The organism is Microseira wollei NIES-4236, assembly GCF_020521235.1.
Classification (GTDB): Bacteria; Cyanobacteriota; Cyanobacteriia; order Cyanobacteriales; family Aerosakkonemataceae; genus Microseira; species Microseira wollei.
Genome location: NZ_BLAY01000054.1, coordinates 1 through 20,840 on the forward strand (window position 1 = coordinate 1; position 20,840 = coordinate 20,840).

Here is a 20,840-nt window from a genome sequence, read left to right on the forward strand (position 1 = left end):
GAGAGTTGAATGGCAAACGACGTTGGTACATTCAACTAATTAACTCAGGAATGCCATATCAGAAAGAAAAAAACTATGTAGCTGATGGAGTCATTGGTTTAGATTTGAATATTTCCAATATTGCCTTTGTTGGAGATAACAAAGCTGGAATACTCCCATTCGCGGAGCAAGTGCCAACTTACGAACAAGAGATCAAAGCCTTACAGCGTCAAATGCAACGCTCCCAACGTTGTTCAAACCCTCAAAACTATGAACCAGACTTTACCGCTAGTGTAGGACGCAGGTCAGCGATCAAAAAAGGTAAGCACAAGAAAGGAAAACAACAATGGAAAAAGTCTAAAACCTATTCCCGGATCGCCAGGAAGAAGAGAGAGCTAGAACGCCGCAAGAGTGCCTATGCCAAGTCTCAAAACCGTAGAATTGTTAACGAAATCTTGAGGTGCGGTAAACATATCAAAACCGAAAATGTATCGGTGAGATCGTGGCAAAAGCGATATGGCAAGGCAATTAGAGCTAAATCTCCTGGTTTTGTCCAGTCGGAATTGGCTCGTAAAGCTGAAAATGCTGGCGGGTCATTCACTACTTTTTCTACCCAAAAAACGGCACTGTCACAAACCCATTTAACTGGTGAACGGATCAAAAAGAAGCTTTCAGATCGCGTTCATTACGACCAGACGGGATTTGCGATGCATCGCGATCTATGGAGTGCCTATTTGGGTAGATTTGTCAATGAGGAAGGTGTCCTTCTATTGCATCTCGCTGTGCAACAGTGGGAAAGGTCGGAGCCTTACTTGCACGAGGCTTGGAAGGATTTTCAAATAAACCGCGAACGATTAGGCGAGTCCGAAAGTAGGCAGTCTCATTCTCCCTCGGAGCGGTTCTCGGCACAGTCAGGAAATGTTAACCAGATAGCTATTGAAGGGCGAAAAGTTAACTTTAATTCCTGGCCTGAATCCCCGTCTCTTTAGAGCGGGGTGTGGCTCAAAAAATGTCACCCTTGATTGCCGAACAAGAGTTTAAACTCTGCGGTTTCCAACAAATATCTAAAAAATCTCTTGGACCAGTCGATGCACCGCAATACCAAAGCTTCTTTGTCTATGAGTTAGGGATTTAAAGTAACACTCGGTAAGACAATAGTACTGAAATGATTGAGTTTCTCAAGTATCGGACTTAGTTCGAGCAGAAAAGCTCGCTTAATGCTTGAGTTGATCGCGTTTTTCTTGCTCTTTATTGAAAATCGGGTAATGATTCGGTAGTAGTGGTGAGTCATATTGCTTACCTGGTAAGAAGTGTGTAAAATAACAGCCAAATTATTTGGTAACGAGTACGTTCTATGGGGTTAGATGCACTGGCTTTAGTTGATTTCTAGTTCCTCCACGCTCAGATGAGGAGCTATTTTTAATTGTCTAGACATATCGGCTGCGATCGCACAGTATTTTTCACACCCCGCCATGCACTACCGATGCCACCGGATATGATATTATTGGTAAGTCTCCGAGTTTCGTTAGGATTAGGTTTTTCCTCTTCCCACTTCTGTCGTTAACTATTGCGTGAAAGCTCCATTTCCTGCCGTTAGCAGTGATGAAATACTTTCCTGCTACCCACTTCTTCCCCTTGCTTGGGTGTCTGCTTAGTGACCATTTCCAGATTGCCTGGAAAATTTGGTGGTCAACATAGCTGAACACTTCGCTACTTGCCCCGTGTTTATAGTAGTTTCCCCATCCCCTGATTCGGGGGTTTAGGTATTGGATCACTGCTTCTGGGCTGGCGTGTTTGTTGGATTTGAGCCAATCCCTTATTTCTCTAAGGAATAGTTTTACTTTTTCCTTTTGAGGTTTTACTAGACAGCTTCCCTGGAAGTGGCGGACATTGAACCCCAGAAAATTGAATCCTTGTTCTACATGAACAATATTGGTTTTGTCCTCATTTAACTCCAGTCCTCTTGTTTTGAGGAGTTCCTTTACCGAGGGAATTATTTCCTCAATATCCTCTTTTGTTTCGGCGGTAATGATGAAATCGTCAGCGTACCTAACGAATCCATATTTGGGCGATCTAGGCGATTTGTTCTTCCCTTGCCTTTTCTTAAATTGGCTTAGGACTTGCTCGATTCCGTCCAGCGCGTTAGCTAATAGAGGTGAGATTATCCCCCCTTGTGGTGTTCCGCTTTCCGTTTCATGGAATATTTCGGATTCTACATAACCTGCTTTCAGCCACTGTTTAATTAACTCTCTTCCCGGTATTTCTCCGATAGCTTTGAGTATAAACTTGTGGCTGATGTTGTCGAATGCTCCCTTGATATCTGCGTCTAATACCCATCTGTCGTTGCCTTGTTTATTAAGGCGAACCCAGGTGTGTTCTATGGCATCATGACAGCTTCTACCAGGTCCCAAACCATAACTGCTGCCCTCCATTCGGGCTTCCCAACTAGGTTCTAATGCATTCTTGACTATTGCTTGTGCTACGCGGTTTTTGACTGTTGGAATCCCTAATGGTCTTTGTTTTCCGTTGGCTTTTGGAATATATACCCTTCTAGCGGGGTGAGCTTTCCATAGGGTGTAATCCTTCATTTCTTCGGCAAGTTTTACTCTTTCTGCGGGGGTGACTGCCGTCTGACCGTCGATGCCCGCCGTCTTCTTCCCCTCGTTTTCTTGATTTACTCTTCGCACAGACAATAGTAGATTGGAGTAGCTACGTATCATTAGCTTCATAAGGCTACGCACCTTATTCCACTGTCCATTCTGAGTTGCTCGATAAATTCTCTGTCTTAGGTTTTTAATCCGTCTATTCACGAGTTTCCAATTAATGGATTCCCATGTCTTTAGCGGTTCCTTCGTTCCGATGTCATTACTGACTCTATCTTTCACTAAGGTTCAATCGCTTTACTTTGATTTATCGTTGAAGACCCGCCAGAAGTCTGCCACCTTTCGGTGTGAGGCAAATTTTGCACCCCTATCCAAGGCATTACCCTTGACTTTCGCTTTCTCTGGCATCCTTTACCCCCTTGGCGGTTCCGTCTCCCTTGCGGTTGACCTACTTGGGCTTTTCGACCTTACCCAAGAGCCAGTGGGGTTTTCCGTGTTTCGTATGTGTGACCTGCGGAGGGTTCGGGTTCCATCTATACTCCGGCAGGAATTTTACTCCTTCGTTATTGAAAATCCGTACTTCAATAACTTACCTGCTTGCCTTTTGGCATGGCGTATCAGCTCTTTTCGCCCTAAATTTTCGTTTCACGGAGCTTACGATGATTCACTTGCGTTAACCCTTACCCTCCTTTCCCTTGCAGAATATATCAAACTCGCTGTCCGTATTTCCGCTTTTGTGCCTTGCATTCCCTTGATTTCATTACTTACTATCTTGGTAGGCGGGGTACTAGACCCTTTTACATGGGAATATAGGGAAGGAGTCCTATAGAGGAGACGGTTCCTCAGTCATTAATGCTGATGCACCTACACACGACTTTCACGTCGCGCACCCACGAAACGAGCAGTACGAATCATCTCGTCTAGGATGGCGTACTGCGAGTCTGTTCTGCGTAACTTGGCGTCGAATACTAACATGGCAGCTTTAACTCTATGTCAGTTATCCTAGAATAGGACGAAGAGATTGTAAAAAGCAGGTACACCCTTGTACCTGCTTTTTACTTGGGGGAGTCCATGTACCGGAGGCTTACTCCACTTCGTTCCGTTGAAGCCTCTGTCCTATAGCTCCCCCAAACCCCCACGTTACGATAGGGTAGGGGCGGGTTTAAACAGATATCTCTTTAAACCCGCCCCTACTATGCATGAACGCAACTTGGGATAAAAAAACCACTTTCTTTGCGAAACCGGGTTTCTAGATGTTTGCTTTCTGGACATCTAACGCGGTCATCAATTGAGCTAAAATACCGAACAAGCAGTTATAGAGAGAACTATCATGTCCCACCTCTCTCGTCGTCAGTTCTTCCAATTGGTTGGTTCTGCACTGGCAACTGTGGGATTCGGTCAGCTTAACTTTCAAAAACAAGCTGACAGCTACGGCAAGGTTTTGGCTCAAAGTACCCCGCGCAAACTGGCTTTACTTGTGGGGATTAATAGCTATCCCTCACACCCCTTACGCGGCTGCGTGAATGATGTGTAATTGCAGCGGCTGCTTTTAATTCACCGCTTTGGTTTTAATCCGAAATATCTTCTAATTTTAACTGATGAACAAGCCACTCGTCAAGGTATTTTAGCAGCATTTGAAGAACATTTGATTAAGCAAGCGAAGCCGGGAGATGTGGTTGTATATCACTATTGAGGACATGGTTCTCGCATTTTGGATCCAGACCCGATAGTTGTTAGTTCCACGACGGATAATAGCGGATTAAACGGTACTTTTGTTCCGGTTGATGGTAACTTACCGGCTGGCTATCCTGAACAAGGTGGGGTGGTTAAAGATATTATGGGACACACTTTGTTTTTGTTGATGTCAGCGGTCAAGAGTGAAAATATTACGGTTGTTCTCGATAGTTGTTTTTCTGGAGGTGCGACGCGAGATCGACGGGTGCGTTCCCGCGATGGCGGCAGGAATATCCGCACATCTCCGGAAGAGAAAGCTGCTCAACAAATGTGGCTGTCACGCCTGAATATTTCGCGGGAAGACTTTATTAAAGGATATCGGACGGGCGTTGCAAAAGGTGTTGTATTAGCGGCAACTGAGCCGAATCAATTCGCGATAGATGAACGTTTGAATGGTTTCGATGCAGGCGCTTTTACTTACCGTTTGACTCAGGCTCTGTGGCCAGAAAATAGCAATGTTGAAAGCGCGAGCGCTTACGTAAGAGAACAAATGCCTGAAATCTACAACCAAACTCCTATTTATGAAGTGAAAGTGGGCAGCGGCTATGAAAGACAACCGCTATATTTGATTAATAATCCACGTCCGACGGCTAATGCAGTGGTAACTGAAGTGACAGGAAATCGAGCAACTTTATGGTTGGGTGGATTTGATGCAAAAGGGTTGGCAAGTTTAGAGGATGGGACGGTGTTGGGGAGTGTTGGCGCGACGGGGAATCGTGGGGGGAAAGTGACGATGCGTTCGCGAAGCGTGCCGGAGGCATATCGCGCGATGGTTTAGTCGGAATAGGCATGGTGGAGGGAGTGGTAGCGCCAGGGACGCTGTTGCGGAAAGCGGATTGATTTTGTGCGGTCGCGCTTGCGGGTGGTATCGTAGTTTGAGGTGGCGAGACTCGTCGATCAAGTTCCCAGATTCGTTGGCGAACTGCAAAAACTCGTTGCTCAGATTTTTAGACTCAGGCACGAGTTTCTCAGACTCGTTGCTCAGATTCCTAGACTCGTTGATTGGTTTCCCAGACTCATAAATGAGATTTCTAGACTCAGGGGCGAGTTTCCCAGACTCATGGATGAGATTTTATGCCTCAACAACGAGTAGGGGCACGGCATTATCAATATTTTGGGTTTGCCCCTTGATATTATTCATGCCGTGCCCCTACCAAGCGACAACCTAAGCGGCAGTATTAACCTTGGTAGCTTTACTGCGAATTGCTTTAAAGCGTTCCCCTAACTGTTCGGCGATGATTTTTAGTTTGGGTCTCTTTTTCGCTGCTGTCTTAACGTAATCATAAACCGTCAAACTGCTGCTCATAGCTTCGCTGCTGACTGCCATTAGCGTGTCGTCTACTTTCTCAGTTAGTTGTTCGAGTCGAAAGAAGATATCGGTGAGAGTCGTAGCGAGTTTATAGTCTTGCGCAAACTCTTCCAAGTCAAAACTAGCAGGAAGGATGTCCGGGTTAGATTGGGCGGCGGTGAGACTGTTGTTGACGAAAGAAAGGCTTTTAGCGCCCATCTTGGAGAGTTTGCGTCGTTCTTCTGCTGACAGGGTAATCAGGAAGGGCAGCTTTTGTTCGATGGTTTGAAGTGCGGCTTTGATTGCTTGCACGTCGGCTTCTGAAACAGAGGCGGTAATGTTTTGATAGGGCATTTTAGGATTCCTATTAGGTTTGTATTAGAATGCCCAGGAAAGAGAGCGATCGCACATCTTGCCCCTGAAACAGACAGAACATTTTTGCCAGCAGTTTAATCCCAAAGCCTGCATCAGCTCCACGCTCCCAGAGATAATCTACCTCAGACGGCTAATGCAGGCGCTGGTTTAGTGGGAGTAGAGACTGCCCTATAGTGGTGTTTGATCGATTGATATCATGTCCGGTCGATTACCCTTAATCGGGTGTAGTGTAGGTCGTCACATGTCTTGAGACTCATTTCATATGGTTTGATTTTTCACATGATTTGAGACGATTTGTTATGATTTTTTGACACAGAGTATTGCCTTACTTTCAGTTTTATGGTATAATTATTGGTCTGGCTGCCAATCTTTCCATGCCTGCTGATTGATTTCTGGGTCTACTACGGTTTGTAAGTACAAGTAAAGCTGTTGATCAGGATCTAACCCTTGATTTTCCATCAAAGGCTTAGAGTACCATTTTTGAAAATCTTCTCCCTTTAGGGTATAAAGCAAGCTTTGCACTGGGTACAATTGCTGGTTGCTTGCGTCTTTGCTTAGGTATACATCCACGGTAAATAGTGCTTCTAGTTTAGATTTATTTACGTCAGAAATTCTGCCAATTTTAGCGTAGAAGCTTGAGCCGCTATGCCCATAGCGCTCGGTGTATATTTTCCCTATTTTGAGTATTAATCCCATATTAATTAAACAAATCGTGGTGATCTCTTAAAATAGTTATCAATGAATTTAGGGTGTTTATAACATCAGACAAGGAAGCGCTAATTTCAAGATTGTTGATAGCGGTTGATGATTTAGCGTTAACAACTCTATCGTTGTTAACAAAATAACCTTGCTCGGTGCGAAAACTAAATCCATGTGCCTCTACTCGACGAGCATGGTTAATTGACAACCGTTTAGTTCCTTGGACGGAAAAACACAAAATTCCATCCGCCTCAAGGTACATGCCGTCATCCTCTCCCCAATTCCAATAGAAACTGTAATGCGGTCGGGCTGGGTTGCCATACCCAGACAAACAACTTACTTGAATAACGTTTTGAGACGGTATTCTAAACGCTGCGATATTGTTTCGTTTAAAGATTAAATCAACGTTGTTCAGTGTGCCTACAAAGTGCTGATTGCTATCAACATTGTTATTCCCAGTACTGAGCCATCCGTTTGACTGATTGTCGGCACTAATGCTTAAAAATCTATTCCAACTTCGTGGGGGGTTTCCTCGTGTAGCTCTGCACCACAAACGATTGAAATTGTTCCAAAAACCTGCGGCAATTTGCAGGGCACATTCCGAATTATTACTGTAGCGACAATCGATTAAGTGCTGCCACGAGTTAGCACCTGGATAAAAATTAGAAGGAGAGTCTGTCTCAAAAAATCCACTTTGTTTAGCGTATAACGTTCCCACTGCGCCAGGGTTATCTTTTCTTTCTGTACGCGTGTTATTTAACCCCTAACCAATAGATCCGTTGTTTAAATCTAAATGGTATTCGGGAGCGAATCTGCCATTTAAACTAATTCCAGCCCTGTTTCCCAAATTGGTGGAGTAACCTGGTGCAACAATTGAGAGCAGCGTCTGCCAGTATTTTGAATACCTAAATGTGGGTTGAAATCCGTACTTTCTATGTAACCAATTTGAAAGTATCGCCCATAATTGGCTTGGGCAAAATTCCAATGCCTTGCGTTGCTGGAATTTTCTTGAATCAGTTCAGCAAAAGATAACCCATTTCCATGATTACCGTTTCCTGTTTGGTTGGAAACTAAATATATATGAGGATAAAATCCGGCAAAAACAAAATTTTTACGATGGTTTTCATCGATAGGATAGCCAAGGTTGTCAAAATTAAAATTAGTTTTGTGCGTGACAAATAAGCTTCGATTGAGCAGGTTTAGCGATATTTACAACGCTGGCTCGCAGTATTTGACCAGAGGTAATCAATTCATGCCTTGCAATCCCGCTCGTAGTTTTTATAATCGCTACAGGGTTGCGGTTGATCGAAGCATTACTATCTATCCCTAAATAATTGCCTTGAGTGACCAATTTGGGTTTTTGTATCTGTTGCTTCCTGCCTAAAGAAGCATTTCTAGTTAGCATCTTACGCCTTTGGAGCAGGCTATTAACGTCTGGCATTGGATGGTGTCCAAGTACTTATCCCTATTATTTTAGCGATCGCTTGCTGCGCTGGTCTAAGACCCGCCCCCCGGATTGGCACTGGAACTTCCACCTCTTCCCCCAGGTTGCAAGACTCAGACAACTGCTGCGGGTCTTCGAGGCGCGATCGCATCTTGACTTTTGCCGCAATCGCATCTTCGGATAGCCCCTCGATCAGCACCCTGTCCAGCGCTTTAGTTTCGCCTCCTTCTTGAGTGATTGGTTGATCCAGTTCGATTTTTGTAAATCGCATCCGTTTGATTACGTTTGTATGGTTCTTTGCGAAATCCTCCGATGATGCATATAGTTGTAAGCATGGATCTGAGACAGGAGGATTTTGATACGGTTGCGGCAATACCAGCCACTCAACCGACCAATCTTTCTGCCAGTCTAATATCTCTCCGTCAACCTCTGGGATGGGTACGGAATCAATCGCTTCGTACACTTGGGATTCAAGCTTTACCCGTTTGTTTGCGACATCTTCTGATGCGGTTGCCCTTAGTATTTTGCACCATACCTTCACGGGTTCGTCAAGCCTAAATCTTTGAATTTTAGCTCTAAGTGCCTTTCTCTCTTCATCGGAAATATCTCTTTGCCCAGATTTAACTGTTATTAACCCTTCATTGTCTTTCCAGCATAAACAGGGCATCATTGCAGCATCTCTTAGGATGAAAAATGGGTTTCTTCTCAAGCCATCAGCCAGCATTTAAATGCAAAACTCTGTTTTATTTGGCGGCATTAAGTAGACTATGATCAAAGTTAATTACCCGAATTTTAGAGTTAGGGAAGACCTGCAACAATCGCTCTATTATGATATCCGCCCAGATTGATACTTCAAGCTGGCTTTCTATTTTGTGGCGCCAAAGGTAATCATCTGCGTCCAACAACTGTACAAATTTAAAACCGTAATACTTCGCCCGATTAACCAAGGGTTGTCTGGTTGTTCCAACTCCGATGTTGCTACTGTTTTGTAATATCTCTATAGGGTATTCTTTGGCGATATCTAGTGAGATATCCCTAGAGGCATCATCACACAAAATTACAGGATATTCTTAGATTCTAAACACTGTCTAAGGTGAGGTGATGCATTGTAGCAAGGTTGTTACTGCCTCAAGTTTTCTGGAATCGATACACCGATGTATTTTCCTACTTCATAATCCTTCTCAAATGTTGGAATATTAAGCTTAAATACTTTGGTTTTTTGCGTTATCGATTGGTTGTTGTCCGGTTTTTGATAAGTGATATTAAGCGTTTGGTCGGTTGTTCGTAAAGCGTAGCTTATTGTCGGAACAGAGACAGGAAAATTGACAATGATTACCTCATGATTGTCTGGTAATAAAGCGCCGGGTGGCGCATAATCTATGGGTTGAATTCGATAATTTTTGACGTAAATATATCGGGTCGTACACCAGCCTCCTGTAACTCGCGTTCCGTAGTGGATCTTGAAGTGCCATTCTGCTATGTCTGCATCTCCTTTTCCGATTGAGTATTCAATAGAAAAAGGCTCGTTGATTCGCATCCTTAATAATTCAACAGGCGGGAAGATAGCTCCACTTATTGAGATAACGATTGGCTTTGACAACCACAAAATATTTCTTTGCTCGCATATATTTAACAATCCTGCTAGCCAAATCCTGCCCCAAGCTCAGCATAATATCTGTCTTCAATCCCAACAAATATTCAGCCGTTCGCACCCCTAAACCACTTTCATCAATCCGCATCCATCTTTGAAAATTCTTCAGATACTGTGCAGACATTGGCGCAAATTTACCATCAGCCGGAGGAGCGAGAAAGCCCAATCGCGTTAGTTGACTTTGAACCTCACTAGCAAGTGTTGAATTGTTAGTAAGCTCACTGAGAGAAATCACCTGCTCAATCTGGTTTAAATTCATATCGCTCCTAAGAATAAACAGTTAAGGAGCAATGTCAGCTTTGAGCTATTCATCTAAAACAGCAGTGCTGACTAACTTTTCAGCATCATCCTTATTTCGACCAGGAAAACCCTTGGGCGTGTAAATTATTTCTGAGGCATTATATCGTCCCCAAAACCCTGCCACAGTAGCAGCAACAATTCGGATAATTGCAAAAACATCTGCTCAAACCAAATACCCATCACTCAAAGCATCCTCTAGATGGCTTGCAACACCTTCAATCGCGAGAAAAAATACCGCCCAGAAAGTTGTGCTGCAAAAACAGCTTTTGTATCTAGAGCCAAGCAAAATATCAGTTGATTTCGATCTTGTTCGCATTTAAGTAGGATCAGAACACGTAGTAGTACGACATCCTCTACCTTCCCTGCACACTCGGCAAGAGAATTTAGCAGCAGCTTGAAAATCACCGCTCGGCTGAGTTTTAAAGTTTTTACTCTCTTCTAGTCGTTCCACTCGCTTTTTCAACGACTCAATTTGTTCAGTTTGATATTTAAGATCCTTGTCATGCAACATAGCAAAAACTTAACACCTCAAATAGTACTTGAAAGCCAACGAAAAGTTTTTATATTCAATAGGAGACAGCAATGAATATCTGATTCCTTGATATTGATGGTACAGTCACTGAAACTATTAGCAGAAACCAGTTTAAGCAACACCCGCATGACGTAAAACTGCTACCAGGGGCAGCAGAAGCGATCGCCCACTACCATTTACAAGGGTGGTTGATAATTGGAATTTATAATCAAGAAGAAATAACAGCCGGTTATAAAAATATTCAACAGAAGAAATGCGATTTATCTTAAATCTTGTTCCTGAATTGCCATCAGTATTTTTGGCCAGGATTAAAGGAAAAATTTGTTGTTATAAAATTCATATCATTTTTTTACCAATCAACTTCAATCTGGAATACACTAATCAAGCAGTCAACATAAATTTCCGCAAACCGAAAGCAGGCATGATAGAACTTGCTTATAACGAAATAGCAAGTATGAAAACGAATCCAATTCTTTTATCACAAAGTCAGAATTGGATGGTAGGCGACAGACCCGAAGACCAGCGCGCGGAAAGCGCAGGTATAAATTTCTGCCCAGCCGATGTATGGCGCCAGCATTTTTTGAAAGGAACGCAAGAGTTCAATGTCACGCCAGCGCAGTTAGAATTTTTAACAGGAGTAAAACTTTAATGAAAGTCAAAAACCTAAGCAAACAGGTAATCATAGACCAGAAGCAAATTCCACGCTGTACTTTACGTTCGCTTACAACATCTGAAGTTATTGAATTGAATAATATCTAGATTTGAAATAATTTTATGGTTAAATTTCAATTATCAAATCATTTGAAAAGCTCAAACCAAGTGAAAAATCGATTTCACACTTGCTCAAACCATTTGAAAAAGCGTCCAATTTGATAAAACGACTGAAAGTCTTACTATCCCAGCATTTCCCCCATTATCCCGCCTAGTCTCAAAAATCTCACACCATCTGAAGACCTACAGGCGCTAGAGTTCTACAATCAATCGTTGCCTCTATCCCGTGCCGTGGGCGACAAGACAGGGGAAGCTGTTACCCTGTATAATTTCGCCTACCTCGAACGCAACAGAGGCAATCTCAACGCAGCGCTGACTCAGATGGAAGCAGCCATTGAAATTATGGAAGACCTCCGCACCAAAATAGCCAGCCAGCAACTTTGCGCCTCCTACTTTGCCACCGTGCAGTTTTATTACCAGTTCTACATCGACCTGCTAATGCAATTGCACAAAACCAACCCCACCAAAGGTTACAACGCAATGGCACTGCACGCATCAGAACGCTCTAAAGCCCGCAGTCTCCTAGAACTCCTCGCCGAAGCTAGCGTTAACATTCGCTCAGGTGCAGACCCCCAATTACGAGAGCAAGAGCGCAACTTGCAACAGCAACTCAACGCCGCAGAACAAAGCCGAATCAAACTCCTAGAAGGTTCCTATACAGAAGAACTCATAGATGTCCTCATTGTGGGCATATACAAGACCGAGACCCGAATGCAGCTATCAACATACTTGAGTTAGCACTCCGTACCGTGGGGCACAGGGGAACGTTAAACGCCTCTTTTGACATCGACCTCTGCTTGGGTGGGGCAACTCCTCTAAGTAAGCCGAGTCGTGGAAAGAGGAGAGCCAGCAAGAAGTGATTCTTGGAATCCCCTTGCCTTCAGGCATGGGGAGGATGTCAAAAGAGAAAAAGTCTTTGTACCATGCTGTGCCCGCCCCTCATCCCTCAGCCAGCCAAATCTAAAATCCAAAAACCCTTGACAAATCAATTTGATTCTGAGATGCTAGATAAGGTAAAGCAAGTGCGGGCATAGCTCAGCGGTAGAGCGTCACCTTGCCAAGGTGAATGTCGCGCGTTCGAATCGCGTTGCCCGCTTTGAAATATAATAGGCAAAGGTTAAGGCTAAGCAAGCTGACAACCTAAAATAGTCATACAATTTTTAGCCACAAAAGTTTCAGGGCTAAAATAATAAAAATACCATCGTTGCCCGTTGGGGCAAAAGGAAACCCACGTAGCACTAGATGGGGAAAAGGACGGCTCTCGGCCTTTTTCGTTCTAGATTAATATAGAATCGGTTTAATATACGACCGCTTGTGTCATCTCCAAAATCTGAAAAAATTGATTTAAATACAGACTACCCCTGTCCCTGCGGACGGAGGGGGCGTTTAGTGCCGATAACGCTGACAGAAGCTTTTGGCTGTAATAAATGTCAGCAGATTTTTGTGGTGGAAGAGAATGGGCAAGTCATCGAGCAACTATCGACCACCTACCCGTACAAGAAAGCTTGGCTGTGGACGGGGAGTCGGTGGCAGCGCGCCCATTCGGGTTTAAAAGAGCACTATTTACCCTTGACGATTGTTATACTCTTAGTGCCGCTAGTGATATGGCTGCCGCTGGCGTGGCGCTCGGCTTCGGGGTCGGCGAATATCGTCCCCTGGGTATTGCTGGCGCTGATCTTAGCGGTATTGCCAGCGCTGATTCTCTGGCTAGCTTATAGGCGTTAGGGTTATGACGGGTGATTCATCGCGTGCTGCACCGGATCTGATCGCGATAGTTCGTCGCGCCTATCAAGCTGCTTTGGAATTGGGGACAACTAGAGGCGCGGATCGCTCCCGTGCGGTGCGATCGCTGGCGCAAGCGCTGAAGCATTCGGCAGATGATATTTTGGAAGCGAACACCCTAGACTTGGAAGCAAGTCGGGAAATGGCAGTGCCGGAGTTAATTTTAGACTGGCTGAAGTTGACGCCGGAACGCCTCCAGACGACGATTCAAATGCTGGAGAGGTTATCCGAGTTATCCGATCCGATCAGGAAGGTGATGAATGCGTCGTATCAGCTGGAACACTCGCAAACTTATTGTCAGCTAATGCCATTGGGAACGATCGCGTTAATCTACGAAGCGTTTCCGGAGTTAGGAGCGATCGCGGCGGGGTTATGCATCAAAACTGGGAATAGTCTAATTCTGCGAGGTGGTAGCGAGGCGAGCCATTCCAACGCGGCGATCGCCGAAGCGTTAAAATTAGCCTTGGATGATTGCGGGATGCCCCCAGGATGTCTGGAGTTGCTACCCGCCGAGCAAGGATCTTCCCTACAAGATTTAGTCACCCAAGATCGTTATGTGAATCTGGTGATTCCCTACGGTCGTCCTAGTTTAGTACAGCAAGTCGTGCGCTGTGCAACGACGCCCGTTTTAAGATCGGCAATGGGTAACTGTTACCTATATTGGTCGCCTTCCGGCAGTTTGGAACTCGCTCGCTGGATGATTTTAGACTCGCATCAAAGCGAACCCGATCCGGTGAATGCGATTGAAAAGGTTTTGATCCATAGCAACCAAAAACCCTCGTCCTTAGCGATGCTTTGGAATAATTTAAAGGAAAAAGGCTTTAAAATTCGAGGGGATGCCGAGCTGGTGGCTGAGTTCCCGGAATTAACCCTAGTAGATGATAAGGAATGGAGCGAACCTTATTTAACCAAGACGGTGGCGTTTAAGCGAGTCGAGAGTTTAGACGCAGCAATCGCCTGGATTAATCGATACAGCAGCGGTCATGCCGACTGCATCGTCACCGAATCTTACCAAGAAAATCGCCAATTTGCTCTAGGGGTCAATAGCGCTTCGACTTATATTAATGCCAGTCCGCGTTTTTCCCGCAATCCGTCGCGAGGCGACGCCGTTTTTTTAGGCATGTCGAATCAAAAAGGACAGCGGCGCGGGTTTATTAGCTTAGACGCTTTAACCACGCTCAAGCATATCGTGCAGGGAAATGGAAGATTTTAGCTAATGGCTAATGGCTAATGGCTAATGGCTAATGGCTAATGGCTAATGGCTAATGGCTAATGGCTAATGGGGCAAGGAAGAGGAAAATCCGAAATCTTCTACCTCTCCCTCTACCAATTAGCAATTAGCAATTAGCAATTACCTATTTTTCCACCAATTTGACTTTTGTTGCCAAACCGAGTGCTTGTAGCAATTGAATTGTCATCCAAGTGATGTCAATTTCCCACCATTGCATCCCGTGACGGGCAGAATATTGGAAGGTGTGGTGATTGTTGTGCCAACCTTCACCATAGGATACTAACGCCACCCACCAGCAATTTGTAGAGCGATCGCCAGATTCGTAAGTACGATAGCCAAACTTATGGGTAGCGCTATTAACGAACCAAGTGCAGTGAAATGTTACCACGAGGCGAACAAAAATGCCCCAAACTACGAAAGACCAACCGCCTAATAAGTAAAGGACAACCCCTAAGGCGACTTGAATCGGGATAAAATTTTTCTGGAAAAACTGATAAACTGGGTCATCAGCGATATCTTTGGTGTAGCGATCGATTTCCTGCTCGGCGTGGCTCTCATAAAACAACCAAAGAATGTGACTCCACCAAAAACCTTTATTAGAATCGTGCGGATCTAGACTTTGATCGGAATATAGGTGATGCTGACGGTGTTCGCCAACCCAATCAATCACTCCCCCTTGACAAGAGAGCGCGCCGCAGAATACAAAGAAATACTCCAACCACTTAGGGAGAACAAAACTGCGGTGAGTGACCAAACGATGCCATCCTAAAGTAATTCCCAATCCACCTGTAACCCAGTGGAACAGAACAGCTATCCCGACTGCTGTCCAACTAAAATTACTTGGCAATAAAGCGAACAACGCGGCGATGTGGATGGCTGCCATAAACAAAATAACACCCCATTTGGGGCGAGTTGGCAAAGTTGGGAGCGATTGTTCTTCAGTTGTAGTCGCGACAGTCATGCAATAACCTATAAACGATTTTTCCAGTTCCGTATGCGCGAACAGAAAATCCGCACACTTTTAGTTTGAATGAGGAATCAATGAACAGCTTTGAACAGCTGCTGGGAGCAGAACAGGCACTATCTCCAATTTTTTCTGGTATTGACGCTCAGGTCAAGCAAAATCTCAAAAGAGTTTTGGATGCTTTTCGCCGCCATCGGGTAGGCGCGCATCACTTCGCGGGTGTCAGCGGATACGGACACGATGACATGGGACGCGAGGTGCTGGATCAAGTTTTTGCGGATGTGATGGGGGCGGAGGCGGCGGCTGTACGGGTACAATTTGTTTCCGGTACCCACGCGATCGCTTGCGCCTTATACGGGGTTTTGCGTCCTGGGGACGAAATGCTATCGGTTGTGGGTTCTCCTTACGATACGTTAGAAGAAGTCATCGGCTTGCGGGGGCAAGGACAAGGTTCTTTAATCGATTTTGGCATCCAATACCGCGAATTGCCTCTAACTGGAGAAGGACTTGTCGATTGGAAAGCGCTTTCTACGGCAATTAAAGACAATACTCGTCTAGTTTTAATTCAGCGTTCTTGCGGTTATTCTTGGCGTCCGAGTTTATCAATTGCGGAAATCGAGAAGATAGTTTATTTGGTAAAACAACAAAATCCTAATACTGTTTGTTTTGTCGATAACTGTTACGGCGAATTCATCGAAACGCAAGAACCCACCCACGTTGGTGCCGATCTAATGGCGGGGTCGTTGATTAAAAATCCCGGCGGGACAATTGTAACGGCAGGTGGCTACGTTGCGGGTAAAGCAGATTTAGTCGAAGCTGCTGCTTGTCGCCTTACTGCACCGGGAATTGGCAGTGCTGGCGGAGCGACGTTTGACCAAAATCGATTGCTGTTTCAAGGATTATTTTTAGCACCTCAAATGGTGGGGGAAGCGATGAAAGGCAATCATTTAACCGCCTATGTTTTCGATAAATTGGGTTATCCAGTTAATCCATTGCCTTTAGCACCAAGGCGGGATGTAATTCAAGCGATTAAGTTGGGTTCTGCGGCAAAACTTATTGCTTTTTGTAAGACTATTCAACAGCATTCGCCGATTGATTCTTATGTAGAACCGATTCCTTGCGAAATGCCGGGTTATGAAAGTCAAGTCGTCATGGCGGGGGGTACGTTTATTGAAGGGAGTACGTTAGAATTTTCCGCCGATGGGCCGTTGCGGGAACCATATATTGCATTTTGTCAAGGGGGGACGCATTGGTCCCATGTTGCGATCGCATTAGAAGCTGCGATTGAAGCGATTGGGCCTGCGTAGATTTGAAAGAAACCGGGTTTGTTAAACTCACATCTTGCACCGTCCACAACCGCCAGAGAATAAATTCTCTGGCTAATAGCGAAAGTCCATTAAAATGGACTGAAATCCCATACACAGTCCACTTAAGTGGACTTAAGCTATGAGCCGTGGACTTGAGTCCACGGCGGGCGAAAAACACAGGTGCAAGATGTGGGTTAAAGACATCTGGTTTCTCAGTTGAAAATCGGCTATGCAGGCGAAATTGGGTCAACAAACGCGGTTTATGGGACTCAGTCAGCCGATTTAATTATCAAAGGAGAGTCGATATTTATCTGCCAATTTTCATCAACAAATTGCAGATTTTCATTATAAGTTATGGTCAGTTTGCCAAGATTTTGTGTCGCATTAGCATTTGACCAATCTTCAGAAGCTATTCTGTCAGCTTGGAGAACAAATTTAAGTTGAATCCAACGTTTTTTGCCTGTCCGACCAATCGAACTGCTGACTAACTCGGCAGACAGAGAACAAGGTAAGGAAATCTCTTGATAAAATTCATCTTGTTCATCCCAGTAACCGCAGACTTTATAATCGCATAATTCCAGATGTTCTGTTACAAGAGAGTTGGCATCTAGATTTTCTAATAGTTCAGTTAAATCTTGCCAAACTGGGTGATTTTTTAACTCAATTATCGTCATAATTCGTTGACGAATGGCATAATTTTCAGCCAGAAAGGTTAGCCATCTCTAAAGAGCGATCGATTGCGTTAAGCATGGGTTCTGGAGATAAAGCTTCTACATCCATAAGTTCTTTGACTTTCTCAAATATTAAAACTTCTTTTTTATCTGCTTATCGTAAAAATAGGGATCGGAAAACTGTTGAAATGCGTTTAATAAGCCATTATTAGAAACTTTAAACCTCCAATACTGAGACATTCTGTTGTCAACCATCTCAAATAAAGGGCCTGGAGTTTGTATTGGATAGTACCTAGAGTTATCGTCGCAAATATAATACCAAACATTTCGCTGCCATTGTTTGAGAGCATCAACAGTATATTCTTTGCCAACTGTTAGCGGAAACTCGGTTTCTTGTTTATACCCTCGTGCCGGAGCGATGTAACTTGAGGGAAGAGATTCACCAGTATTAGCTAGACAACGAATCCTCATAATTGAGTTACCTCATTGGTTTTTAGGTGCTGTTTTAGCCTACTGTCGTTTGAATTTAAATTCAACATCTTGGAGCGTTGTAATGTTGCCCAACCAATGCACTTGTACCGATGCTCCATCAATGACAAAGGCTTGGTCACTTGTCATTTTATACCAATCTTCAGGATTTCCCCCCTAGTTTGCTACCAATCTAGGAGCATCTCCGAGTGGATCGTCTATTCCACCCTGAATTGTTCTACCATTGCCAGCTTTAGCGTCTTGCAAGAGGAGTTGCTCTTTTAAGTTGCTAGGAGTCTCATCGGGAATTGCACCTATAGTCACGATGGGTTAATGATAAGGGTTTGGCGATCGCCCGTCTCAAAAAATATAGCGATGGTAAGAAAAAGGAAACGTCAACGGCAACCAGAGAATAAGTTGCCGTTTCAGAGACTAGGGAAATTTACCCCAAATTCAACACCTAACACCGCTTCAATCTTCCGCAGTGTTTCTTCTGGGACACTTTCATTCTTCTCTTGCTCGATTCTGTACCAGTTAGCTGTAGACATGCCAACTAAGCCGCAAATTTGCGTGAGCGATCGCTTGTCTGCTTCTCTAGCTTCCTTAATCTTGTTCCCCAGCCCAGGGACTTCCACCGCTTGAACTCTTTCTACTTTCATGATTTTTTTCCTTTCTTAAAATATGCATATAATATAGCATACAACAGTTGACAAGTGCAAAGCATTCAGTAGATAATCAGTCATAAGAGAGGGGCGATCGCTCCGGCCAAGAAGTGAATCGCCCACTCTCACCCCCATTATTAAAGGGCTTACCAATTATGCCTCAAAAACTCGAAGATAGTTGCACTTCCCATAACGGTCAAATCGAAATTAAGCTAGATTATCCCTTCACTTAGCCTTGGTTCTTTATCGGAGCGAGGGTGCAAGCGACTGCCGACACCAACTCGTTGCCAGGTCAAATCGTTGGGGTCAAACTCGCGGAACAGGGATGGTCTTATCTGATCCGCTGTCAGTGTTTAGAGTGCTGGTGCGCTGAGGAAAATCTCATCCCGGTTTTTGAAGGACAGGGAGGGATTAAATATAAACACCGATGGTTTATTACGGCTCAATCTTGGGGAGATGCGTTCGTCTACAAGATTTATGACCCCCAAACCGAACTGGAATCTACGGGATTGAGCCTTCATGGTAGTTATGCGGATGCGATCGCTGGGGCGAGGAAGTTCTTAGATCGAGAGTTTCTTTTTGTTGCTGCATAGCTAGCTTTGAAATCAGTGGAGCGATCGCGGTGGGAAAATGTGCGCGATATGCCTCCGGCACGCTACGCGAACGCGCACATTTTGATAAATAGCGAAGTGGCTGGATCGATAATGCTAAAATAGGCTATTCAAAAACTCAACTGTGAAGCGGACGGAAAAGTCATGACGCTACAAGAAGTTGTAAATCTCGTGAAGCAGCTTTCTCTGGTGGATAAAGTGCGCTTGATTAAGCAAGTAGTTCCTGAAATAGAAAAGGAATTAATTGCTAAGAGTTCTACTCCTCGTCGATCGTTATGGGGCTTATGTGCTGATTTAGGAAAAGCTCCATCTGCTGATGAAATTGATCGGGTTCGTCGGGAAGAATGGGCTAGTTTTCCAAGAGAGGATTTCTAATGCTCGGTGCTGTTGCTGATACTCATGTAGTTATCTGGTATATTTTTGCCGATCCGCGACTTTCTGCTACTGCCAGAACTACAATTGAACAGATAGCTGCTGATGGAAATCAGGTAGCTTTTTCATCGATTACGCTAGCTGAAATTGTCTACCTAACTGAGAGAGGACGTATTGATGTAACTACCCTCGATCGCTTGTTGGAAGCGCTTGAAGGGGATAATGCTCTACTGGTTGAAATTCCGTTTGACCGCAATATAGCTCAAGCTTTGAGGCAAGTTGACCGAGTGCAGATTCCAGACTTGCCCGATCGGATTATTGCTGCTACAGCAATGTATTTAAATGTGCCTATTATTAGTCGCGATCGCAGAATTCAGCTATCGGATATAGAAACAATTTGGTGAGAGCGATCGCCATCAATTTTAGGACAATGTTAGAGTTGCGATCGCTCTGGCAAACTAGGAGCAAATTAAGAGTCAACAGCAAAATATTTAACCAAGATGCTCATCACTTCACTCGGATTTTGAGTGGGGACAATAGGACTCCAGTCGGAAACCTGGGCAAAATTTGCGTGATGTAAAGAATGAATGGTACGGTTGACAACTTTTCGGGAGCTAATAATGAGAATTTTGAGCATTTCTCTGTTAACTGGTGCAGACAAGTTTGGCTTTTTAGCAGAGACTTGAGCAATATTGGGAGTGGGATTTTCCCAGCTGACCTCAAAAGCAAGTATTAACTGGGCATCTGGCAGCATTTGTCGAATGATTTTCAAGGAAGATTCTGCATCGTTGCGACTGCGAAATTGTGCGACTGGCAAACGTTGAAGGTTGGGCAAAAGTCGGTAAATTACCCAGGTATTGGATGTTTCTTGAGCGTTCATGACTGTATCCTAAATTGAGTATGCTTGCCCATAGCAAAGCGACAGGTCTACACCTTTTGTTTTTGGTGCAGTCTGTCCAATCTATGGCTGTGCCTACCATAAGCGCAATATTTAATCGCTTAATTTAGGCGATTAAACTAGGTTCCTATAATGGTATGGTAAGGAAAAGGAAACGTCAACGGCAACCAGAGAATGAGTTGCCGTTTCAGAGACTGCGGGAGGAGGCTAATTTGAGCCAAGAAGAGTTGGCGGTGCGGATCGGGGTATCTGCCTCGACTATCCGGCGATGGGAAAAAGGTGATGAACCAACGATGAGTGTGTGGCAAATGAGAGAGTTTTGCCGCGCTGTGGGGGTATCTTTTGATGAGTTACCTCCGTACCTCAGTCAGTGGGGAGATGAGGAGGGATAGCAAGGAATAAGTGGGGCGATCGCATTATAGTTTCTCATTTCTCATGGGGAAGCGATATGCCTCCGGCACGCTTCGCGAACGCATCTACTCAAACACCCTGCCATCT

29 protein-coding genes, 1 tRNA gene and 1 pseudogene are annotated in these 20,840 nt (G+C 44.5%); 16 read left to right on the plus strand and 15 right to left on the minus strand.

The window, feature by feature from the left end; translation table 11 throughout:
* Both MiSe_RS18580 and MiSe_RS51045 read left to right on the plus strand, forming a co-directional pair.
* Nucleotides 1-968, plus strand: a 968-nt coding sequence (locus MiSe_RS18580; protein ID WP_507770150.1) for a nuclease/transposase family protein, incomplete at its 5' end; no start/stop codon positions are given.
* Between the two features lie 20 nt (nucleotides 969-988).
* The gene (locus MiSe_RS51045; protein WP_264196572.1) at nucleotides 989-1,114 is read left to right on the plus strand and encodes a hypothetical protein; all 126 of its coding nucleotides are present in this window, start codon (nucleotides 989-991) and stop codon (nucleotides 1,112-1,114) included.
* Nucleotides 1,115-1,439: 325 nt separating this feature from the next.
* Here MiSe_RS51045 and ltrA read toward each other — a convergent pair whose 3' ends face one another.
* Nucleotides 1,440-2,864, minus strand: coding sequence for a group II intron reverse transcriptase/maturase (gene ltrA / locus MiSe_RS18585; RefSeq protein WP_226583346.1), 1,425 nt, complete (start codon nucleotides 2,862-2,864; stop codon nucleotides 1,440-1,442).
* Between the two features lie 1,048 nt (nucleotides 2,865-3,912).
* Here ltrA and MiSe_RS18590 point away from each other — a divergent pair.
* Genes MiSe_RS18590 through MiSe_RS18600 form a run of 3 tightly spaced genes read left to right on the plus strand, consistent with a single transcriptional unit; the run spans nucleotide 3,913 to nucleotide 5,094 of the window.
* A complete protein-coding gene (locus MiSe_RS18590; RefSeq protein ID WP_226583349.1) occupies nucleotides 3,913-4,116 on the plus strand; it encodes a caspase family protein in 204 nt (67 codons plus the stop codon).
* Nucleotides 4,117-4,275: a hypothetical protein gene (locus MiSe_RS18595; protein WP_226583352.1), complete on the plus strand. Its 159-nt coding sequence runs from the start codon at nucleotides 4,117-4,119 to the stop codon at nucleotides 4,273-4,275.
* An 18-nt stretch (nucleotides 4,276-4,293) separates the two neighbouring features.
* Complete coding sequence (locus MiSe_RS18600; protein WP_226583355.1) at nucleotides 4,294-5,094, plus strand: caspase family protein; 801 nt, start codon at nucleotides 4,294-4,296, stop codon at nucleotides 5,092-5,094.
* Between the two features lie 203 nt (nucleotides 5,095-5,297).
* On the opposite strand, the gene MiSe_RS51050 is transcribed toward MiSe_RS18600, so the two are convergent.
* The 8 genes from MiSe_RS51050 to MiSe_RS18635 form a co-directional block, all read right to left on the minus strand.
* The gene (locus MiSe_RS51050) at nucleotides 5,298-5,420 is read right to left on the minus strand and encodes a hypothetical protein (protein ID WP_264196573.1); all 123 of its coding nucleotides are present in this window, start codon (nucleotides 5,418-5,420) and stop codon (nucleotides 5,298-5,300) included.
* Between the two features lie 61 nt (nucleotides 5,421-5,481).
* Nucleotides 5,482-5,958: a hypothetical protein gene (locus MiSe_RS18605; protein WP_226583371.1), complete on the minus strand. Its 477-nt coding sequence runs from the start codon at nucleotides 5,956-5,958 to the stop codon at nucleotides 5,482-5,484.
* Nucleotides 5,959-6,327: 369 nt separating this feature from the next.
* Nucleotides 6,328-6,675: a hypothetical protein gene (locus MiSe_RS18610; protein WP_226583373.1), complete on the minus strand. Its 348-nt coding sequence runs from the start codon at nucleotides 6,673-6,675 to the stop codon at nucleotides 6,328-6,330.
* A 1-nt stretch (nucleotide 6,676) separates the two neighbouring features.
* Nucleotides 6,677-7,396, minus strand: coding sequence for a hypothetical protein (locus MiSe_RS18615; protein ID WP_226583376.1), 720 nt, complete (start codon nucleotides 7,394-7,396; stop codon nucleotides 6,677-6,679).
* Between the two features lie 709 nt (nucleotides 7,397-8,105).
* Complete coding sequence (locus MiSe_RS18620; RefSeq protein ID WP_226583379.1) at nucleotides 8,106-8,792, minus strand: hypothetical protein; 687 nt, start codon at nucleotides 8,790-8,792, stop codon at nucleotides 8,106-8,108.
* A gap of 73 nt (nucleotides 8,793-8,865) precedes the next feature.
* A complete protein-coding gene (locus tag MiSe_RS52750) occupies nucleotides 8,866-9,177 on the minus strand; it encodes a glycosyltransferase (protein ID WP_226583382.1) in 312 nt (103 codons plus the stop codon).
* 65 nt (nucleotides 9,178-9,242) lie between these two features.
* Nucleotides 9,243-9,659: a hypothetical protein gene (locus MiSe_RS18630; protein WP_226583385.1), complete on the minus strand. Its 417-nt coding sequence runs from the start codon at nucleotides 9,657-9,659 to the stop codon at nucleotides 9,243-9,245.
* Between the two features lie 10 nt (nucleotides 9,660-9,669).
* Nucleotides 9,670-10,032, minus strand: coding sequence for a peptidoglycan-binding domain-containing protein (locus MiSe_RS18635; RefSeq protein ID WP_226583388.1), 363 nt, complete (start codon nucleotides 10,030-10,032; stop codon nucleotides 9,670-9,672).
* Between the two features lie 826 nt (nucleotides 10,033-10,858).
* On the opposite strand from MiSe_RS18635, the gene MiSe_RS18640 reads away from it, so the two are divergent.
* The 6 genes and pseudogenes from MiSe_RS18640 (at nucleotide 10,859) to MiSe_RS18665 (ending at nucleotide 14,371) form a co-directional block, all read left to right on the plus strand.
* A complete protein-coding gene (locus MiSe_RS18640) occupies nucleotides 10,859-11,254 on the plus strand; it encodes an HAD family hydrolase (protein WP_226583390.1) in 396 nt (131 codons plus the stop codon).
* A 335-nt stretch (nucleotides 11,255-11,589) separates the two neighbouring features.
* Entirely contained in the window at nucleotides 11,590-12,114 is a 525-nt protein-coding gene (locus MiSe_RS53865; RefSeq protein ID WP_444980518.1) for a hypothetical protein, read from the plus strand.
* Nucleotides 12,030-12,236: pseudogene (locus tag MiSe_RS18650) on the plus strand (zinc ribbon domain-containing protein); the annotation flags it as partial. The gene MiSe_RS53865 and the pseudogene MiSe_RS18650, both read left to right, overlap by 85 nt.
* Before the next feature lie 164 nt (nucleotides 12,237-12,400).
* Nucleotides 12,401-12,472: transfer RNA gene (locus MiSe_RS18655), tRNA-Gly, on the plus strand.
* Between the two features lie 218 nt (nucleotides 12,473-12,690).
* On the plus strand, nucleotides 12,691-13,101 hold the full coding sequence (locus MiSe_RS18660; RefSeq protein WP_226583393.1) for a hypothetical protein: 411 nt from the start codon (nucleotides 12,691-12,693) through the stop codon (nucleotides 13,099-13,101).
* A 4-nt stretch (nucleotides 13,102-13,105) separates the two neighbouring features.
* Nucleotides 13,106-14,371: a glutamate-5-semialdehyde dehydrogenase gene (locus MiSe_RS18665; protein WP_226583396.1), complete on the plus strand. Its 1,266-nt coding sequence runs from the start codon at nucleotides 13,106-13,108 to the stop codon at nucleotides 14,369-14,371.
* 142 nt (nucleotides 14,372-14,513) lie between these two features.
* On the opposite strand, the gene MiSe_RS18670 is transcribed toward MiSe_RS18665, so the two are convergent.
* Nucleotides 14,514-15,350, minus strand: a complete 837-nt coding sequence (locus tag MiSe_RS18670; protein ID WP_226583399.1) for an acyl-CoA desaturase — start codon at nucleotides 15,348-15,350, stop codon at nucleotides 14,514-14,516.
* A gap of 80 nt (nucleotides 15,351-15,430) precedes the next feature.
* Here MiSe_RS18670 and MiSe_RS18675 point away from each other — a divergent pair, with 80 nt between their 5' ends.
* On the plus strand, nucleotides 15,431-16,660 hold the full coding sequence (locus MiSe_RS18675) for a methionine gamma-lyase family protein (RefSeq protein ID WP_226583402.1): 1,230 nt from the start codon (nucleotides 15,431-15,433) through the stop codon (nucleotides 16,658-16,660).
* Nucleotides 16,661-16,929: 269 nt separating this feature from the next.
* Here the strand turns inward: MiSe_RS18675 and MiSe_RS18680 are convergent, their stop codons facing one another.
* From MiSe_RS18680 to MiSe_RS18695, 4 genes are all read right to left on the minus strand, one after another.
* On the minus strand, nucleotides 16,930-17,334 hold the full coding sequence (locus tag MiSe_RS18680) for a hypothetical protein (protein ID WP_226583405.1): 405 nt from the start codon (nucleotides 17,332-17,334) through the stop codon (nucleotides 16,930-16,932).
* A 129-nt stretch (nucleotides 17,335-17,463) separates the two neighbouring features.
* Nucleotides 17,464-17,802, minus strand: coding sequence for a hypothetical protein (locus tag MiSe_RS18685; RefSeq protein ID WP_226583407.1), 339 nt, complete (start codon nucleotides 17,800-17,802; stop codon nucleotides 17,464-17,466).
* A gap of 174 nt (nucleotides 17,803-17,976) precedes the next feature.
* A complete protein-coding gene (locus tag MiSe_RS18690; RefSeq protein ID WP_226583410.1) occupies nucleotides 17,977-18,123 on the minus strand; it encodes a hypothetical protein in 147 nt (48 codons plus the stop codon).
* A 101-nt stretch (nucleotides 18,124-18,224) separates the two neighbouring features.
* Nucleotides 18,225-18,458 (minus strand): helix-turn-helix domain-containing protein, encoded by a 234-nt coding sequence (locus MiSe_RS18695; protein ID WP_226583412.1) that lies wholly within the window; start codon nucleotides 18,456-18,458, stop codon nucleotides 18,225-18,227.
* A 260-nt stretch (nucleotides 18,459-18,718) separates the two neighbouring features.
* Here MiSe_RS18695 and MiSe_RS18700 point away from each other — a divergent pair, with 260 nt between their 5' ends.
* The 3 genes from MiSe_RS18700 to MiSe_RS18710 all read left to right on the plus strand — a co-directional run bounded on the left by MiSe_RS18700 (nucleotide 18,719) and on the right by MiSe_RS18710 (nucleotide 19,848).
* Nucleotides 18,719-19,054, plus strand: a complete 336-nt coding sequence (locus MiSe_RS18700) for a hypothetical protein (RefSeq protein WP_226583415.1) — start codon at nucleotides 18,719-18,721, stop codon at nucleotides 19,052-19,054.
* Nucleotides 19,055-19,216: 162 nt separating this feature from the next.
* Nucleotides 19,217-19,447 carry a hypothetical protein gene (locus MiSe_RS18705; protein ID WP_226583418.1) on the plus strand — a complete coding sequence of 77 codons (231 nt, stop codon included), beginning with the start codon at nucleotides 19,217-19,219 and terminating at the stop codon, nucleotides 19,445-19,447.
* On the plus strand, nucleotides 19,447-19,848 hold the full coding sequence (locus tag MiSe_RS18710; RefSeq protein WP_226583421.1) for a type II toxin-antitoxin system VapC family toxin: 402 nt from the start codon (nucleotides 19,447-19,449) through the stop codon (nucleotides 19,846-19,848). Before MiSe_RS18705 ends, MiSe_RS18710 begins: the two co-directional genes overlap by 1 nt.
* Nucleotides 19,849-19,913: 65 nt before the next feature.
* Here the strand turns inward: MiSe_RS18710 and MiSe_RS18715 are convergent, their stop codons facing one another.
* Complete coding sequence (locus tag MiSe_RS18715) at nucleotides 19,914-20,324, minus strand: hypothetical protein (RefSeq protein ID WP_226583424.1); 411 nt, start codon at nucleotides 20,322-20,324, stop codon at nucleotides 19,914-19,916.
* 197 nt (nucleotides 20,325-20,521) lie between these two features.
* On the opposite strand from MiSe_RS18715, the gene MiSe_RS18720 reads away from it, so the two are divergent.
* On the plus strand, nucleotides 20,522-20,734 hold the full coding sequence (locus tag MiSe_RS18720; protein ID WP_226583427.1) for a helix-turn-helix transcriptional regulator: 213 nt from the start codon (nucleotides 20,522-20,524) through the stop codon (nucleotides 20,732-20,734).
* Nucleotides 20,735-20,840: the final 106 nt, after the last annotated feature.

Bases quoted from the DNA above. Each gene is read 5' to 3' on its own strand.
- MiSe_RS51045 (WP_264196572.1), top strand. From the start codon at position 989: ATGTCACCCTTGATTGCCGAACAAGAGTTTAAACTCTGCGGTTTCCAA.
- MiSe_RS18590 (WP_226583349.1), top strand. From the start codon at position 3,913: ATGTCCCACCTCTCTCGTCGTCAGTTCTTCCAATTGGTTGGTTCTGCA.
- MiSe_RS51050 (WP_264196573.1), bottom strand. From the start codon at position 5,420: ATGCCGTGCCCCTACTCGTTGTTGAGGCATAAAATCTCATCCATGAGT.
- MiSe_RS18605 (WP_226583371.1), bottom strand. From the start codon at position 5,958: ATGCCCTATCAAAACATTACCGCCTCTGTTTCAGAAGCCGACGTGCAA.
- MiSe_RS18610 (WP_226583373.1), bottom strand. From the start codon at position 6,675: ATGGGATTAATACTCAAAATAGGGAAAATATACACCGAGCGCTATGGG.
- MiSe_RS18620 (WP_226583379.1), bottom strand. From the start codon at position 8,792: ATGATGCCCTGTTTATGCTGGAAAGACAATGAAGGGTTAATAACAGTT.
- MiSe_RS18630 (WP_226583385.1), bottom strand. From the start codon at position 9,659: ATGCGAATCAACGAGCCTTTTTCTATTGAATACTCAATCGGAAAAGGA.
- MiSe_RS18635 (WP_226583388.1), bottom strand. From the start codon at position 10,032: ATGAATTTAAACCAGATTGAGCAGGTGATTTCTCTCAGTGAGCTTACT.
- MiSe_RS18640 (WP_226583390.1), top strand. From the start codon at position 10,859: ATGCGATTTATCTTAAATCTTGTTCCTGAATTGCCATCAGTATTTTTG.
- MiSe_RS18665 (WP_226583396.1), top strand. From the start codon at position 13,106: ATGACGGGTGATTCATCGCGTGCTGCACCGGATCTGATCGCGATAGTT.
- MiSe_RS18670 (WP_226583399.1), bottom strand. From the start codon at position 15,350: ATGACTGTCGCGACTACAACTGAAGAACAATCGCTCCCAACTTTGCCA.
- MiSe_RS18675 (WP_226583402.1), top strand. From the start codon at position 15,431: ATGAACAGCTTTGAACAGCTGCTGGGAGCAGAACAGGCACTATCTCCA.
- MiSe_RS18680 (WP_226583405.1), bottom strand. From the start codon at position 17,334: ATGACGATAATTGAGTTAAAAAATCACCCAGTTTGGCAAGATTTAACT.
- MiSe_RS18685 (WP_226583407.1), bottom strand. From the start codon at position 17,802: ATGAGGATTCGTTGTCTAGCTAATACTGGTGAATCTCTTCCCTCAAGT.
- MiSe_RS18695 (WP_226583412.1), bottom strand. From the start codon at position 18,458: ATGAAAGTAGAAAGAGTTCAAGCGGTGGAAGTCCCTGGGCTGGGGAAC.
- MiSe_RS18705 (WP_226583418.1), top strand. From the start codon at position 19,217: ATGACGCTACAAGAAGTTGTAAATCTCGTGAAGCAGCTTTCTCTGGTG.
- MiSe_RS18710 (WP_226583421.1), top strand. From the start codon at position 19,447: ATGCTCGGTGCTGTTGCTGATACTCATGTAGTTATCTGGTATATTTTT.
- MiSe_RS18715 (WP_226583424.1), bottom strand. From the start codon at position 20,324: ATGAACGCTCAAGAAACATCCAATACCTGGGTAATTTACCGACTTTTG.